This is a genomic window from Brevibacterium sp. UCMA 11752 (genome assembly GCF_021532235.1).
GTDB classification, from domain to species: Bacteria; Actinomycetota; Actinomycetes; order Actinomycetales; family Brevibacteriaceae; genus Brevibacterium; species Brevibacterium antiquum.
On record NZ_JACBOS010000003.1, the window covers coordinates 3,286,635 to 3,300,656 of the forward strand.

15 protein-coding genes are annotated in these 14,022 nt (G+C 62.5%); 7 read left to right on the forward strand and 8 right to left on the reverse strand.

What is annotated here, in order from left to right; genetic code table 11:
- Positions 1-23 precede the first annotated feature (23 nt).
- On the reverse strand, positions 24-785 hold the full coding sequence (locus tag HU144_RS14770; protein ID WP_198395350.1) for an isoprenyl transferase: 762 nt from the start codon (positions 783-785) through the stop codon (positions 24-26).
- Positions 786-922: 137 nt separating this feature from the next.
- On the opposite strand from HU144_RS14770, the gene trhA reads away from it, so the two are divergent.
- Entirely contained in the window at positions 923-1,708 is a 786-nt protein-coding gene (gene trhA / locus HU144_RS14775) for a PAQR family membrane homeostasis protein TrhA (protein WP_235351955.1), read from the forward strand.
- Between the two features lie 15 nt (positions 1,709-1,723).
- On the opposite strand, the gene HU144_RS14780 is transcribed toward trhA, so the two are convergent.
- Both HU144_RS14780 and mca read right to left on the reverse strand, forming a co-directional pair.
- Positions 1,724-2,071 (reverse strand): hypothetical protein, encoded by a 348-nt coding sequence (locus HU144_RS14780; RefSeq protein WP_235351956.1) that lies wholly within the window; start codon positions 2,069-2,071, stop codon positions 1,724-1,726.
- Positions 2,068-3,060: a mycothiol conjugate amidase Mca gene (gene mca / locus HU144_RS14785; RefSeq protein ID WP_198395347.1), complete on the reverse strand. Its 993-nt coding sequence runs from the start codon at positions 3,058-3,060 to the stop codon at positions 2,068-2,070. Before mca ends, HU144_RS14780 begins: the two co-directional genes overlap by 4 nt.
- A 124-nt stretch (positions 3,061-3,184) precedes the next feature.
- On the opposite strand from mca, the gene HU144_RS14790 reads away from it, so the two are divergent.
- Entirely contained in the window at positions 3,185-3,610 is a 426-nt protein-coding gene (locus HU144_RS14790) for a DUF4307 domain-containing protein (protein ID WP_235351957.1), read from the forward strand.
- A gap of 213 nt (positions 3,611-3,823) precedes the next feature.
- Positions 3,824-4,318, forward strand: a complete 495-nt coding sequence (greA, locus tag HU144_RS14795; protein ID WP_198395346.1) for a transcription elongation factor GreA — start codon at positions 3,824-3,826, stop codon at positions 4,316-4,318.
- Positions 4,319-4,448: 130 nt separating this feature from the next.
- Here the strand turns inward: greA and HU144_RS14800 are convergent, their stop codons facing one another.
- On the reverse strand, positions 4,449-5,807 hold the full coding sequence (locus HU144_RS14800; protein WP_235351958.1) for an AI-2E family transporter: 1,359 nt from the start codon (positions 5,805-5,807) through the stop codon (positions 4,449-4,451).
- Positions 5,808-5,872: 65 nt separating this feature from the next.
- Here HU144_RS14800 and HU144_RS14805 point away from each other — a divergent pair, with 65 nt between their 5' ends.
- From HU144_RS14805 to HU144_RS14815, 3 genes are all read left to right on the forward strand, one after another.
- On the forward strand, positions 5,873-6,823 hold the full coding sequence (locus HU144_RS14805; RefSeq protein WP_235351959.1) for an SGNH/GDSL hydrolase family protein: 951 nt from the start codon (positions 5,873-5,875) through the stop codon (positions 6,821-6,823).
- A complete protein-coding gene (locus HU144_RS14810) occupies positions 6,820-7,503 on the forward strand; it encodes a Maf family protein (protein ID WP_235351960.1) in 684 nt (227 codons plus the stop codon). The genes HU144_RS14805 and HU144_RS14810 overlap by 4 nt, the downstream gene beginning before the upstream one ends.
- 123 nt (positions 7,504-7,626) lie before the next feature.
- On the forward strand, positions 7,627-9,435 hold the full coding sequence (locus HU144_RS14815) for an acetyl/propionyl/methylcrotonyl-CoA carboxylase subunit alpha (RefSeq protein WP_235351961.1): 1,809 nt from the start codon (positions 7,627-7,629) through the stop codon (positions 9,433-9,435).
- Positions 9,436-9,482: 47 nt separating this feature from the next.
- Here the strand turns inward: HU144_RS14815 and HU144_RS14820 are convergent, their stop codons facing one another.
- The 4 genes from HU144_RS14820 to HU144_RS14835 form a co-directional block, all read right to left on the reverse strand.
- Positions 9,483-10,772, reverse strand: a complete 1,290-nt coding sequence (locus HU144_RS14820; protein ID WP_235351962.1) for an RNA polymerase sigma factor — start codon at positions 10,770-10,772, stop codon at positions 9,483-9,485.
- Positions 10,772-11,113, reverse strand: coding sequence for a YciI family protein (locus HU144_RS14825; protein WP_235351963.1), 342 nt, complete (start codon positions 11,111-11,113; stop codon positions 10,772-10,774). The genes HU144_RS14820 and HU144_RS14825 overlap by 1 nt, the downstream gene beginning before the upstream one ends.
- 118 nt (positions 11,114-11,231) lie before the next feature.
- A complete protein-coding gene (locus tag HU144_RS14830) occupies positions 11,232-12,650 on the reverse strand; it encodes an NAD(P)H-quinone dehydrogenase (protein ID WP_235351964.1) in 1,419 nt (472 codons plus the stop codon).
- 129 nt (positions 12,651-12,779) lie between these two features.
- The gene (locus HU144_RS14835; protein WP_235351965.1) at positions 12,780-13,334 is read right to left on the reverse strand and encodes a gamma carbonic anhydrase family protein; all 555 of its coding nucleotides are present in this window, start codon (positions 13,332-13,334) and stop codon (positions 12,780-12,782) included.
- A gap of 359 nt (positions 13,335-13,693) precedes the next feature.
- Between HU144_RS14835 and HU144_RS14840 the strand changes: the two genes are divergently transcribed.
- Positions 13,694-13,942 (forward strand): WhiB family transcriptional regulator, encoded by a 249-nt coding sequence (locus HU144_RS14840; protein WP_009884680.1) that lies wholly within the window; start codon positions 13,694-13,696, stop codon positions 13,940-13,942.
- Positions 13,943-14,022 lie beyond the last annotated feature (80 nt).

Below are 14,022 nucleotides of genomic sequence, written 5' to 3' on the forward strand. Positions count from 1 at the left end.
ATGAACCGAGGTGAGCCCGAGACCTATTTTCCGAAGCGGCGCTGGCGCAGTCCGTAGTCGCGGACCGCACGCAGGAAGTCGGTGCGACGGAAGTCGGGCCAGTACGCTTCGCAGAAATAGAACTCCGAGTAGGCGCTCTGCCACATGAGGAACCCGGACAGGCGCTGCTCACCGGAGGAACGAATAATGAGGTCAGGGTCCGGCTGCCCCTTGGTGTAGAGATGTTCGCTGATCTGCTGCGGGGAGAGTTCGGAGATGATCGTCTCCAGATCTGTACCCTCATCAGTGCGCAGGCGCAGCAGGGACTTCACCGCGTTGACGATCTCCTGCCGTCCTCCATAGCCGACGGCGACGTTGACGCGCATCTGGCAGTCCCCCGCCGAGGTGACCGCCTCCAAACGTGCCCGCAGGCCCGGTGGCAGGATCTCCAGGTCCCCGACCAACTGCACCCGCACGCCTTTGAGGGCTGCGATCTTCTCGACCAGATCAGAGATGATCTCGATGAGGACCTCGACCTCCTCGGCGGATCTGGCGAGGTTCTCCTTGGACAGGACGTAGAGCGTGACGATATCGACGTCGATCTCGTCGCACCAGCCGAGGAACTCGACGATCTTCTCTGCCCCAGCCCGGTGCCCGTCGGCGGTGGTGGCACCGAATTCCTTCGCCCAGCGCCTATTGCCGTCGGTGATGACACCGACGTGCCTGGGCACGGGTACAGATTTGTCCAGCTCGCGCAGGAGCCGCCGCTCATAGAGACGGTAGAGCAGGCTCACCGGTCGCGCCACACTGTCCTCTTTCACACTCGATGTCCGGTCGGTTCGACCACCTTACACAGTACTATCCCGGACGGCCTCGCGCCGTCGGCGACTCCGCCGAGGATGCCGTTGCACGATCCCTCAGCTGAGGTCGATATCCTGGAACCATGAACGCTCCAGTCACTGAACCATCGTCACCGGGCTCCGAAGGTCAGAGGTCAGTCGACTCCACACCCTCAGCGGAGTCGCAGTCCGGCTACCCTGTGCGCATCGCCCGCCGGCGGTCCGCTCTCCGGCGTGAGTTGGACAAATTGGCCGGTCAGGTCAAACCCAAGCTGCGTGGCTGGTTCCACGCAGCGGCCTTTCCTTTGGCGATGGTCGGCGGCCTGGCTCTGGTCATCATCTCCCCTACCATCGAGTCACGGATCGCCGCCGCGATCTTCGCCATCACCGGGATGCTGCTCTTCGGAACCTCCGCCGTCTACCACCGGGGACGGTGGCGCACGCGAGCTCGACTGATCCTGCGCCGACTCGACCATGCGAACATCTTCCTCATCACCGCGGGCACCTATACGCCCCTGGCGGTGCTGACCCTGCGCACAGACCAGACGATCCTGCTCCTGTCCGTCCTCTGGGGCGCAGCCATTCTGGGGGCGGCCTTCAGGACCATCTTCACAACGGCGCCGAGGTGGCTCTTCGTTCCCATCTACGTGGGCTTCGGCGTCGCCGGAGTCGGCTACATTCCCCAGATCTGGGCGAGCAATCCTGCGGTGGGAATCCTCGTCGTGGCAGGCGGAGTCTGCTATGTCGTCGGAGCCGTGATCTACGGAATCAAAAAGCCCAATCCCTCACCGAAATGGCTCGGCTTCCACGAGATCTTCCACATTCTCACGGTCGCCGGCTACGGCTGCCATCTTGCCGCACTCCTTGTCGCCGCGGTGGCCGCCTACTAGGCGTGAGCTGCGGGCTCAGCTGAAGGGCTTGTGCTGCTCTGGTTCGCCCTGCCCGGCGTCGCCGTGCTCAGTCTCCGAATTCTCGGCCTCGGCCGTCGATGACTTCTCATCCGCGACCGGCGCAGACTCGCCGGAGAGCTTTGACTGGTTGGGCACGGCGTGCTTGCGCATCGGGATCGGATACGCATCGTCGGCATGTGCGCGAGCACGTACACGACGAACTCGTTTGAGCGCGTCGCGAATGAGGAAGATCACGACGATGACGATCACCAAAGTCGACACGAAGCCGATCGTGCCGGGAGTCACCAGGTCGGGATCGGGACCTCCGCTGGGGGTCGCGTCCTGTGCTGCAGCCAGAATCATGCACTCTCACCTGTCGTTTCGTCGTAGTCATCTTCGTCTGGTGATGCCGGCAGCATGCCCTCTGCGGGCACCTTGCGACCGTCATCCATGGTCACCGAGGCGAAGAGATCAGTCTCTTGGAAATCGACGCCGGGAGTCAGAGCCGTGCGACCGGTGTTGTCGATGGCGAGCTCGAACTCCTCCGTGGGCCAGTACGTCCGCGCGGCTTTGCGCGAGGCGGAGAAGAACCCACCCTCCGGATCGATCTGTGTGGCGTGGGAGAGAAGTGCACGATCTCGTGAGGGGAAGAACTCTGCGCAGTCGATCGTCGTGCTCAGCCAGTTGACCCGCTGGGCATCGCGCTTCTTGAAGTCCTCGATGTGGTCGGCGAAGGGCGACTCGAGACCAGCCTCGGTCATCTTCTCGTGGATGGTCACCCACTTCTTCGCGGACAGGTCCTGATTGAAGTAGACCTTCTCAACCTGCCAGGGTTCGCCGAGTTCCGGGTTCTTGTCCGGGTCGGCTGCGGCCGCCACGGCCGCCATCGTCACGGCGTGGTTCTTGATGTGATCGGGGTGAGGGTACCCGCCCAGCTCGTCGTAGGTCGTCACAACCTGAGGGCGGAAGCTGCGGATGATGTGCACCAGGGGCAGCATGGCCACCTCGTCGGGGACTCGGTAGAAGCAGCCGGGAGGCGTCTGGTTGTCGAAGTCACCATCGGGCAGTCCCGAGTCGACGTGTCCGACCCACACATGCTCGGCGCCCAGAGCCGCTGCGGCCGTGGCCATCTCCTCGCGACGCAGGCCTGCGATATCGCGGCTGGCCTTCGGGCTCTGCAGCAGTGCAGGGTTGAGGATGTCGCCGGCTTCACCACCGGTCATGCTGGCGATGAGGACTCGAGCTCCGAGTGCCGCGTACTTCGCACTCGTGGCCGCACCTTTCGAGGATTCGTCGTCAGGATGAGCATGAACCGTCAGCAGACGCAGTCCATGGTACGGAAGCGAAGTCATGTTTGGTGTGTCCCTTTCGATTCAGCCTGGTGACGTTCCGTTTCCTGCGCAATGGCTGAAATGATCGCGGGAGACGGATCGACTACTCTAGATTAGTGCGCAACGTTCGTAGATGAGGAATTCAATGACTGAGGTAACAGTGGGAAAGCCACTGCATGATGATCGATACGGCCGAGTCCGCGAGCCCAAACGGCATCTCGGAAAAACAGCCAGAATCATCGCCGTCGTCATCGTCTCTGCCCTGATCATCGCGATTGCGTTTGTGGCATTTCGTCCACAGACCAATCCGACGACCCCCAAGACACTCGACTATTCAGTTGTCGACTCTTCCTTAACACAGGTCACAGTGGCAATATTTCCTGATCAGGATCGGGATGTTCACTGTATCGTGCAGGCGACGAACGAAAATGAGGCCATCGTCGGCTTCACCGAGATCACTCTCCCGGCCGATCCCGCCGCCGACCCCAACTCGCCCAGACAGATGGACGTCGATCTGGCCACGACACAGTTCGCGTCGTCCGGACACGCCGACGCCTGCTGGTTCGAATAGCAGCTTCTGCACGCTTGCCGTGGGGCACGGTACGCCTCGCATTCGTCACGCCCACAAGGCCCACAACAGATGTAAGCGCGCGTGACGGAGATCATCGTTTTCGCGTGCAGATGCGTTAGACTGTAGTTTCATTCAACATCCGGGCGTACCCAACGCCCGGTTTTTCGTTGCCTGACGCGCCTGTCAGTGCACCGAACCGAAGAAGGAGAAGTCATGACCGAGGATGTCACCCAGGAAGAAACATGGTTGACTCAGGAAGCCTTCGACCGCCTGTCGCAGGAACTTGAACACCTCTCCGGACCGGGACGTGCAGAGATTGCTGAGAAGATCGAAGCCGCCCGCGACGAGGGTGACTTGAAGGAGAACGGCGGCTACCACGCGGCGCGCGAGGAGCAGGGCAAGCAGGAGGCACGCATTCGCCAGCTCGAGCTGCTCCTGCAGTCTGCGAAGGTCGGATCCAGCGATAGCGATGGCAAAACCGTCTCCCCCGGTTCCGTCGTCACCGCGAAGGTGGCCGGAAACGACATGCGGTTCCTGCTGGGCAGCCGTGAGATCGCCGGCGATTCGGATATCGACGTGTTTTCGGAGAAGTCCCCACTGGGCGCCGCGGTGCTCGGTGTCGCCGTCGGAGGAAAGACCACCTACGAAGCTCCCAACGGCAAGGAGATCAAGGTCGAGGTCAAGGGCATCGAGCCTTTCTCCGGCTGATCGAAGGCCGCGAACGGGGTGCAGCCACCAAGCAGAATGAAGCAGTGGGCGGGTGATGATCACCCGCCCACTGCTTCATTCATTGTGCTGCAGCTTCATTCATTGTCCTGATCAACTGGCTCGGACCCACTCAGTCGGTTCGGCTGTCGCCCTTCGTCGAGTCACCGTCAGATTCCTCGACTGCAGCCTCGTGAACAGCGGTATCGAGCTTGCCCTTTGCCCGCTCGAGGACGGCTGCGGCCTCATCGCCTTCACCATCGGAGGCACTGTTCGGGTTCTTGGCACGGACGATGTAGGTCACCACCGTATTGAGGACGGCGACCAGTGGAACAGCGAACAGCGCGCCGACGATGCCGAACAGGAAACCACCGGCTGTCACGGCGAGGATGACTGCCAACGGGTGGACGGACACGGCTTTGCCCATGAGGAACGGCTGCAGGATCTGGCTTTCGATCTGCTGCACGGCGAGGACCACGGCCAGCATGATCAGGGCACTGACAGGCCCGCTTGAGACCAGAGCGACCAGGACAGCCACAACACCGGAGGCGATCGCACCGACGACGGGGACGAACGAGGCCAGGAACACGAGTACCGTCATCGGAATGACCAGCGGTATCCCGAGGAACGCCGCACCGATGCCGATGCCGATGGCGTCGACGCCGGCCACGAGGACCTGGACACGCACGTACTGGACGAGGGTGGTCCAGCCACGCTCCGAAGCTCCGGTGGCAATGGGCTGAGCTGGCAGAGGCAGCAGACGCATCGCCCAGCGGAAGATCTTCTCTCCGTCGTAGAGGAAGAAGAAGGTCGCGAACAGGCACACCGCGGCACCCGTGAGGAAGGTGCCGACCGATGACGTCGCCTGCCACGCTCCGCCGAGGAGCTGGGAACTGTTGTTCTGGAAGAAGTTCGTGGCCGCATCGAGTGAATCGTCGATATAGCCGGAGACCGTGGAAGCATCAAGACCGAAGGGCCTGCTGGCCAACCAGTCGCTGATGCCGGCGAATCCTGTGATCACCTGATCGACGAGGTCTGGCATACCCGAGTAGATCTGCTGCCCAACGAGGGTGAAGAGTCCCGAGACGACCACGATGAATCCGAGGAAGGCGGTCAAAGCGGCGGCGACCCGGGGCAGCCCCTTCTTCACCATCCAGTTGGTGAACGGTGCCAGGAGCGCTGTGAGCAGGAGGGCGATGAGCACAGGCAGAACGACGCTCGAGATCTTCGCCAGCAGCCAGAACGCGACGCCGATGGCAACGAGCACGACAAGCGAACGCCAGGACCATGCGGCCGCGAGTTTGAGACCGGGTGCCACATAGGGGACGGCTTCGGCTTCGATGCGGCTGTGCGCGATCTCCTCAGCGCTGACGTCCTGCACACGAGAGGCGGGCTCAGAAGGTTTGGATCGGCCATCATCTCGGCCTTTGCGGAACGCGTCCCAGGCCCCACGAAACCGATTCGGGGATTGCTTCTTCTCATTGTCAGACATAACTCAACAATAGTTGTTGGGAGCCTCTGGGAAGTGCAATGATGACGGTTAAAGGAGGGAAATTCGTGGGAAAACGCATGTTGTACACCTTGGCCACCATGACGGGGACCGCTGTAGGTGTCGGCGCGTCGGCCGTCGGTCTCCTCCGCCACCAGGCAGGCGCGCTTCGCAAAGCGTTCGACGATGACGCCCAGCGCGCGTATTCCACCTTCGCCGAGGCGGTCGCTCCCCCACGCAACTACGACGATGAGGATTCCGCCGCGCTGGCGATCATCGGCGACTCATGGCTGTGTGGAATCGATGTCGACGACCCGACGCTGGCTCCTCCCAACCTCATCGCCCGGGGACTCGGCCGTATCCTGGGCACCACAGTTCGCGTCCAATCAACCGCGCGCCCCTCAGCTCTGTCCGAAGATCTGCCGAGGCAAGTCGATGAGATCCTGCGCTCCGCTTGGCTCTCGCGCCAGCTCTCCGATTCGTGGACCGAACAGCGTCGATTCGCGATCATCTCCATCGGGACCGGCGACATCATCCACCCGATTCACGGCACCATCGGAATTCCCGTGCTCAACCAGGCGATCAACCGGCTTCAGAGAGAGGGCAGGTACACGGTCTTCGTGCTGGTCTGCCCCAACCTCGGCGGACTTCCGGGCCTGCGGGATCCGCTCAAGACGTCCTTGCGAAGGACCTCACGTGTGCTCGCCGGCTCACAGTGGCTGGCGGCTCTGGCTGCCCGCGCCACTCCGCTTCGGGCCACCGGTTCGCTGAGTGGGACCACACGCAGATCACTGCTCAACGAGTCCGGGCGCTTCCCCAGCACTTTGGGCTATGCCCAGTTGTCCTCGACCGTTCTCGCAGCGATCGCCGATCGCATCGAGGCCCCCATCGAGGTCGACCGCAGCCTCGACATCCCGGAGAAGGGCGAGGGCGCACGCAGGCCGGCCCCTGCACCGCTGTCGGAGACGGAACCTGAGACTGACGCCGATCCTGTCCCCGAAGCTGAGGCAGCCTCGTGATCCCTGTCGTCCTGGCCTCACAGTCCCCGTCCCGACGAGAGATCCTCACCGCTTCGGGAATCGATCCGATCATCATCGTCTCCGAAGTCGACGAGTCCGCCATCGAGTCACGTTTTGCGGGTTCCGTCGCGGATCTCACCACGGCCTTGTCCGAGGCGAAGGCGCGTGCCGTCATCGATCGTGTGCTCGCCTCCCCTCCCGCGCAGCTGGCCGCAGCGGATACCGCAGTGATCATTGCCGGGGACTCGCTGCTCGAACACGACGGCGACGCGATCGGCAAGCCCGGAACAGCCGAACGCACACGTGAGGTGTGGGCGGACATAGCGGGGGCGTGGACCGAGCTGCACTCGGGACACACGCTCGCCGTGCTCAGACGGGCAAACTCGTCGAAGGCGAACTCGTCGACGGCGAACTTCGAGCTCGTCGACATTCGCTCGAAGCGATCGACGACCTCGGTGCTCATCGGCGAGCCGACTCCTGAGGAGCTCGAGGCATACATCGCGACCGAGGAGCCCTTTCACGTTGCCGGTGCGCTGACCATCGACGGGTACGGAGGAGCGTTCGTCCAACGCCTTGCCGGCGACCATCTCACCGTCCTCGGTCTCAGCCTCCCTGTGATCCGTGATCTGGTCCGCGACTCGGGCCTGTTCTGGCCCGATCTGTGGTCACCACGCGAGTAGAATCACTGAGGTCAGACGGACACGCCCGAAGCCTTTGAAGTTTTCGGCCGAAGTTTTTATCTCTGACCTACAAACGCTTGGTGTCGATCTCTAAATTGTTCTGTGATCATACAAAGGAGCGCCATGACCACAGTTCTCCCCGAACAGTCGACTGCAGCATTGCACAACCTCGTCCCCACAGCTGCTGTGCGCCGCGTCCTCATCGCCAATCGCGGTGAGATCGCGCTGCGCATCATTCGGGCGGCCCACGACCTCGGTGTCAAAGCCATCGCCGTCTACACCCGCGCGGACTCGGACGCCGATTTCGTGCATCTGGCCGACGACGCCTGGCTCCTCGACGGAGCCGGCCCCGGGGAGACCTACCTCGACATCGACAAGATCCTCGCCCTGGCCAAACGCTCCGGTGCCGATGCGATCCACCCCGGCTACGGATATCTGGCTGAGAACGCCCTGTTCGCTCAGGCCGTGATCGATGCCGGTCTGACCTGGATCGGTCCTCCCCCGTCGGCGATCGAGCTCCTGGGTGACAAGTCCGGTGCTCGTGAGGTCGCCGAGGCTGTCTCTGCTCCTGTCGCTCCCGGCTCCGACGGAGCCGTCGCAGATCTGACAGACGCCGCCGAGGTGGCCAACAGGATCGGCTATCCGGTCGTCATCAAGGCTGTCCACGGCGGCGGCGGACGCGGATTTCGCGCCTGCGCCGCGGCCGAGGACCTCGAGACCGCCTACACCGCCGCCACCCGTGAAGCGCTCAGCGCCTTCGGACGCGGCGAATGCCTCATTGAGAAGCAGATCGTGCGCCCGCGCCACATCGAGACCCAGTGTCTGGCCGATGCCCACGGCAATGTGCAGGTCCTCTCCACCCGCGACTGCACCCTGCAGCGCCGAAATCAGAAGATCGTCGAGGAGGCCCCAGCGCCGTTCCTCACCCCCGATCAGGAGCGACTCGTCACCGAGGCCTCAATCCGCGTTCTCGCCCATGTCGGCTACGTCGGGGCGGCCACCTGCGAATACCTCCTGGGCACCGACGGCACAATCATCTTCATGGAGGCCAATGCGCGGATCCAGGTCGAGCACACGGTGACAGAAGAGGTCACGGGCGTCGACCTCGTCGCCTGGCAGCTGCGCATCGCCTCTGGGGAACACCTTCCTGACGCGTTCCCGCAGGTTCGCGGTCACTCGATCCAGTTCCGGATCAATGCCGAAGACCCCACGACGTATTTCCCCGCAACGGGTACGGTGAAGAACCACCGAGCTCCGGCCGGGCCGGGCGTGCGCCTGGACTCGGGCATCGGCGAAGGCAGCGTCGTCGGCACGGACTTCGATCCGATGCTGGCCAAGCTCATCATCACCGGAGCCGACAGGAACCAGGCTCTGGCACGAGCACGACGAGCCTTGGATGAGTACCGCATCGAGGGCGTATCGACTCTGCTTCCCCTCCATCGCGTACTCGTCGCGCAGAAGGCCTTCGCCCAGGACTTCGAGGTCTGGACCAATTGGCTCGAAACCACTTTCGTCAATCCACTTGCCGACCCGCAACCAGGAGATCAGATGAGCACATCAACCGATAGTTTCAGTGTTGTGGTCGAGGTCGATGGCCGCCGGATGACCGTCTCGGTGCCCAAGGACGTCATCTCCGACCTCGGGCACGTCCCGAGTCCGAGTGTGCCGCGCCGCAAGCGCAGCCTCAGCCGCAAGGGGGCTCAGCTGGCCGACGACTCGAACTCGCTCAACGCACCCATGCAGGGCACGATCGTGTCAGTCTCCGTAGCAGCCGGTGACACTGTCGAAGCCGGTGACACCCTGGCCGTGATCGAGGCGATGAAGATGGAGCAGCCGCTCAAGGCCGGTCATTCAGGCACTGTCTCCGAGGTGCTCGTCGATGCCGGCGTCTCGGTGAGGTCGGGCGAGCCGATCATCCGCTTCGCCGCCTGAGACCGTTCAGCGGTGCCTGAGACCGTTCAACGCCGCCTGAAACGGTCTCAGGAGAGCAGATCCCTGATCTGTGTCTCGATGTAATCGGACTCGGCATCATTGCCCGGGCAGTCAAGTGCCCTCCTGAAAGCCGCTTCTGCATGCTCGGGCATCCCCAGCTCACCAAATGTCAGGGCCCGTGCGATGTGGAAGGGGCGATACCCCTCCAATCCTGGTTCCGCGGCCAGGTCCTCGAGCGCGGTGAGCCCGTCCTCAGGACCCTTCGCCTTTCCCTTGGCCACAGCCCGATTGAGCTCCACGACGGGGCCTGGCTCGAGTCGTGCGAGAAGGCCGTAGAGGACGAGGATCTGCGCCCAGTCGGTTTCCGAATAGGTGACGGCCTCAGCGTGCAATGCCGCAATCGCGGCCTGGACTGTGTACGAGCCGGCCCCTGGTTCACCCGCGGCAGTGAGCGCCAGCCCCAGTCCTTCGGCGATGAGCTTCGGATCCCACAGCCTGCGGTCCTGCTCGGCCAAGGGCACTGGCACCCCGGCGGAGTCAGTTCGTGCCGGGGCTCGCGCACCCGTGAGCAGCAGAAGCGACAGCAGGCCTCTGGCCTCGGTCAGCTGCGGCAAAAGCGTCACGAGCAGCCGCGCCAATGCTATTGCCTCCCGCTGCAGATCGGTTCGGCTGTGGTCGACACCTGTCGTGGGTGTGAACCCCTGAGTGAAGATGAGATAGACAACCCTCAGGACCCCGGGAAGGCGCCCGTGCAGCTGCCCCGCTGTGGGTGTGCCGAAAGGAATGCCCGTTGTGGTGATCCGTTTCTTGGTTCTGACGATGCGCTGCTGCATGGTCGTCGTATCCACGAGGAACACTGCTGCAACCTCGGCGGTGCTCAGACCAGCCAGGAAGCGCAGGATGAGGGCGATCCTCTCCCGTTCCCTCAGGGTCGGGTGTGAGCAGGTGAAGAACAGGCCAAGTCGCTCATCGGGAATGCCCACTGAGCTCAGCTCTTCGCCGAGGCGGACTGCGTGGTCGACATGATCACCGTTGTCGGCCTCGGATTCGATGCGAAGTCCGGCAAGTCGCCGCGCCCTCACCGCATCGGAGCGAATGATGTCGAGTGCCCGATTCTTCGCAGCAGTCATCAGCCATGCCTGCGGATTCTGCGGCACACCACGGTGAGTCCAGGTTTCCAGGGCCCGCACCATGGCCTCTTGGAGGACATCCTCGGCAAGGTCGAGATCATGGAATTTCGCTGCCAGAGCTGCAAGCAGTCGCCCACGGTCCTCAACATCGATTGTGTGGAGAATCGCAGCGACTGCCGGCTGCTCGGCCCTGCCTGCAGAGGCCATCAGTAGTCGGCGAGGGGTCGTATCTCGATGTGGCCCAGAGCGGACCCCGGGCTCTTCTCCGCCCACGCGATCGCCTCGTCGATATTCGCGACCTCGATGACGTAGCTTCCGCCGACGAATTCACCGCTTTCTGCGAACGGTCCCGAGGTTACGACGGTTTCAGCAGCCGCAGTACTGACACGCACACCGGTCTCAGGTCCTTCGAGGGCGAATCCTCCGACGACGATGCCTGCCGCGTTGATCTCCTCATCGAAGGCCATGAACTCGCTGGGATCAGGTCCCTCGTCCGCACCGCATTCGGCATCGGCGACATTTCCCATGAGCAGAAGTGCGTACTTCATATCTCTCTCCTTACCTCAGTTGTGCGCCAGCATCTGCTGAGCACGTCAAGCGAAGGTGCCTGACACCATACTGACGGGTGGCTGGTCCCGATATCGACAGTTCGGAGAGAGAAATCTTCTACAGGTGGCGGTGCAGCTGCCGTGATGCCTCTGTCAGGGATCCGCTCACCGACGGATAGACGACGAACGAAGCGGAGAGCTGATCGACTGTCAGGCGGTTCTCCACAGCCATGGTGATCGGCAGGATGAGCTCACTGGCACGAGGACCGACGACGACTCCGCCCAGTATCGAACCCGAACCTCGGCGGGCGAAGAGCTTGACGAATCCGTCCTTGATGCCAAGCATCTTGGCGCGAGGGTTCGTGTCCAGGGGCAACATCACCGTATCGATGTCGGTCGAGTTCTCCCGGTAGTCGGATTGGGTGAAGCCGACGGTCGCGATCTCAGGGGCGGTGAACACATTGGATGCCACGTGACGAATCTTCAGCGGCTGCACGGCATCACCGAGCGCATGGAACATCGCAATCCGCCCCTGCATCGCCGCTACGGAGGCCAGGGGAAGCACACCGGTGCAGTCACCTGCCGCGTACACGCCGGAGCGGGAGGTGCGCGAAACGCCGTCAACCTTGATATGACCGGACTCGGCGACCTTGACCTTCGCGGCGCTCAGGCCGAGGCCTTCGGTGTTCGGGATGGAACCGACGGCCATCAGGCAGTGTGAGCCTTCGACACGACGGCCGTCCGACAGAATCACCTCGACACCGTTCTCGGTCCGCTTCACCGAGTCGGCGCGCGACCGAGAAAGGACGTTCATGCCCTTATTGCGGAACACGAACTCCAGCACGTCGGCAGCATCCTCGTCCTGACCAGGCAGGACCTTCTCACGGGAGGAGACCAGTGTGACCTTCGTTCCCAGCGCACGGTAGGCGGATGCGAATTCCGCACCGGTGACGCCTGAGCCGACGACGATGAGGTGTTCGGGGATCTCATCGAGGTCGTAGAGCTGCGTCCAGGAGAGGATGCGCTCTCCGTCCGGCTTCGCCGAGTCGAGTTCACGGGGATGAGAGCCCACAGACAGGAGGATCGTCGACGCCTCGAGCGTGTACTCTGTGCCGCCTTCTTCGACGACGTTGACATGATCTCGGTCAGCCAGGGTCGCGGTTCCCTGGATCACCTTGACACCTGCTCGAACCAGGGCTTCGTAGATGTCATTGGCCTGGGCGTCGGCCAGCGACAGGATGCGCTTATTGACGGCCTTGAGGTCCGCGACGACCGTATCGCCGTCATCGCCCTCGCTGTCGTAGATGCGGATGCCCAAGCTCTCAGAGCGGCCGATCTCTTCCATCATCTCGGCCGTGGCGATGAGTGATTTCGACGGAACGACATCGGTGAGGACAGCGGCCCCACCGCAGCGGTTGCGCTCGATCAGCATCACGTCCGCACCCAATTGGGCGGCAACCAGTGCGGCTTCGTATCCGCCCGGGCCACCACCGATGATGACGACTCGATCTGCAGTGGATTCAAATTCAGTGTTCACAGAGCAATCCTCTCAAATAGCGGACGACAGAGCGAATGGACGCCTCGGTTCTGACAACGCTCAATGACCAGGGCCTCAAGCACCACTCGAAGAGTCTGAGACTCAGGACCTCCCAGAGTCCGAGGTGGCTCAGACTCCGTCGATGACTTCGGCAGTATCTCGGTGCAGTGCTGACAGACGCAGGTATGACTGAGCGTTCTGGCGTACCTTCTCAATGCCGTCGTCGGTCATCTCCCTACGCACCTTGGCCGGGACTCCTGCCACCAGCGACCTGGGTGGGATCTCGGTGCCTTCCAGGACGATCGCGCCTGCGGCGACAAGTGATTCGGAGCCCACGTGGGCGTCGTTGAGGACGGTGGCGTGCATGCCGATGAGGACGTCGTCGTCGACCACTGCCCCATGGACAAGAGCCTGATGGCCGATGGAGACCCGTGAGCCGATGACGACCGGCTTGCCCTCATCTGTGTGCATGACGGTGTTGTCCTGCACATTCGAGTCCTCGCCGATGGTGATCGGGGCGGCTTCAGCTCGGAGCACGCAGCCGTAGAAGACGCTCGCGCCCTTCTTCACCCTCACGTCCCCGACCAGGGTGGCACCGGCCGCGATGAACGCACCAGGATCGACCTGAGGGGTGTGCCCGCCGACAGAGATGATGCGTGCCTGGGAAAGATTGTCCGTTGTCATGAGTCCTCCATTGGTTCACGTTGAGTTCAGATTCTCGTGTTCGACTGAGTCAGCGGTGATTGGAGCCGCCACCGAGGTGACCAGTCGTTTCATCGCCAGTCTAGCCGTGAACTTGGCACACCTCAGAGGAAGGACGCATCATGATGTCATCGTTGCCTGCTGCCTCGAAAAAGACGGATAGTGGACGAATTTGCGTCAAGGGCCCCATAGCAGGACAATGAACAAAATATTTGTCAGAAATTTCACACTGCATTACCCTTGTGTGCCCAAAACGGTTATGTGAACCTTGGGTAAGAGAGTTGCGCGCCTGGAATTTGGGTGTGGTCAACCGCGTTCACTTAATTCGTCGAAAGGTCACCATGGATTGGCGACATCGTGCAGCATGCCTCAATGAGGATCCGGAACTGTTCTTCCCGATCGGAAACACCGGTCCTGCCCTGCTTCAGATCGAAGAGGCTAAGACTGTATGCCGCCGCTGTGAAGTAGTGGAGACCTGCCTGCAGTGGGCTCTGGAGTCCGGTCAGGATGCTGGTGTCTGGGGCGGTCTCAGCGAAGATGAGCGTCGTGCGCTCAAACGTCGCGCCGCACGTGCCCGCCGCGCTGGCTGATTCCTTCAGCGGCTAGAGACAGGCGGTCGCAGATATTCGCCAATTGAGTCCCTTGCTCGGAATACGAGATCTTCGCATTC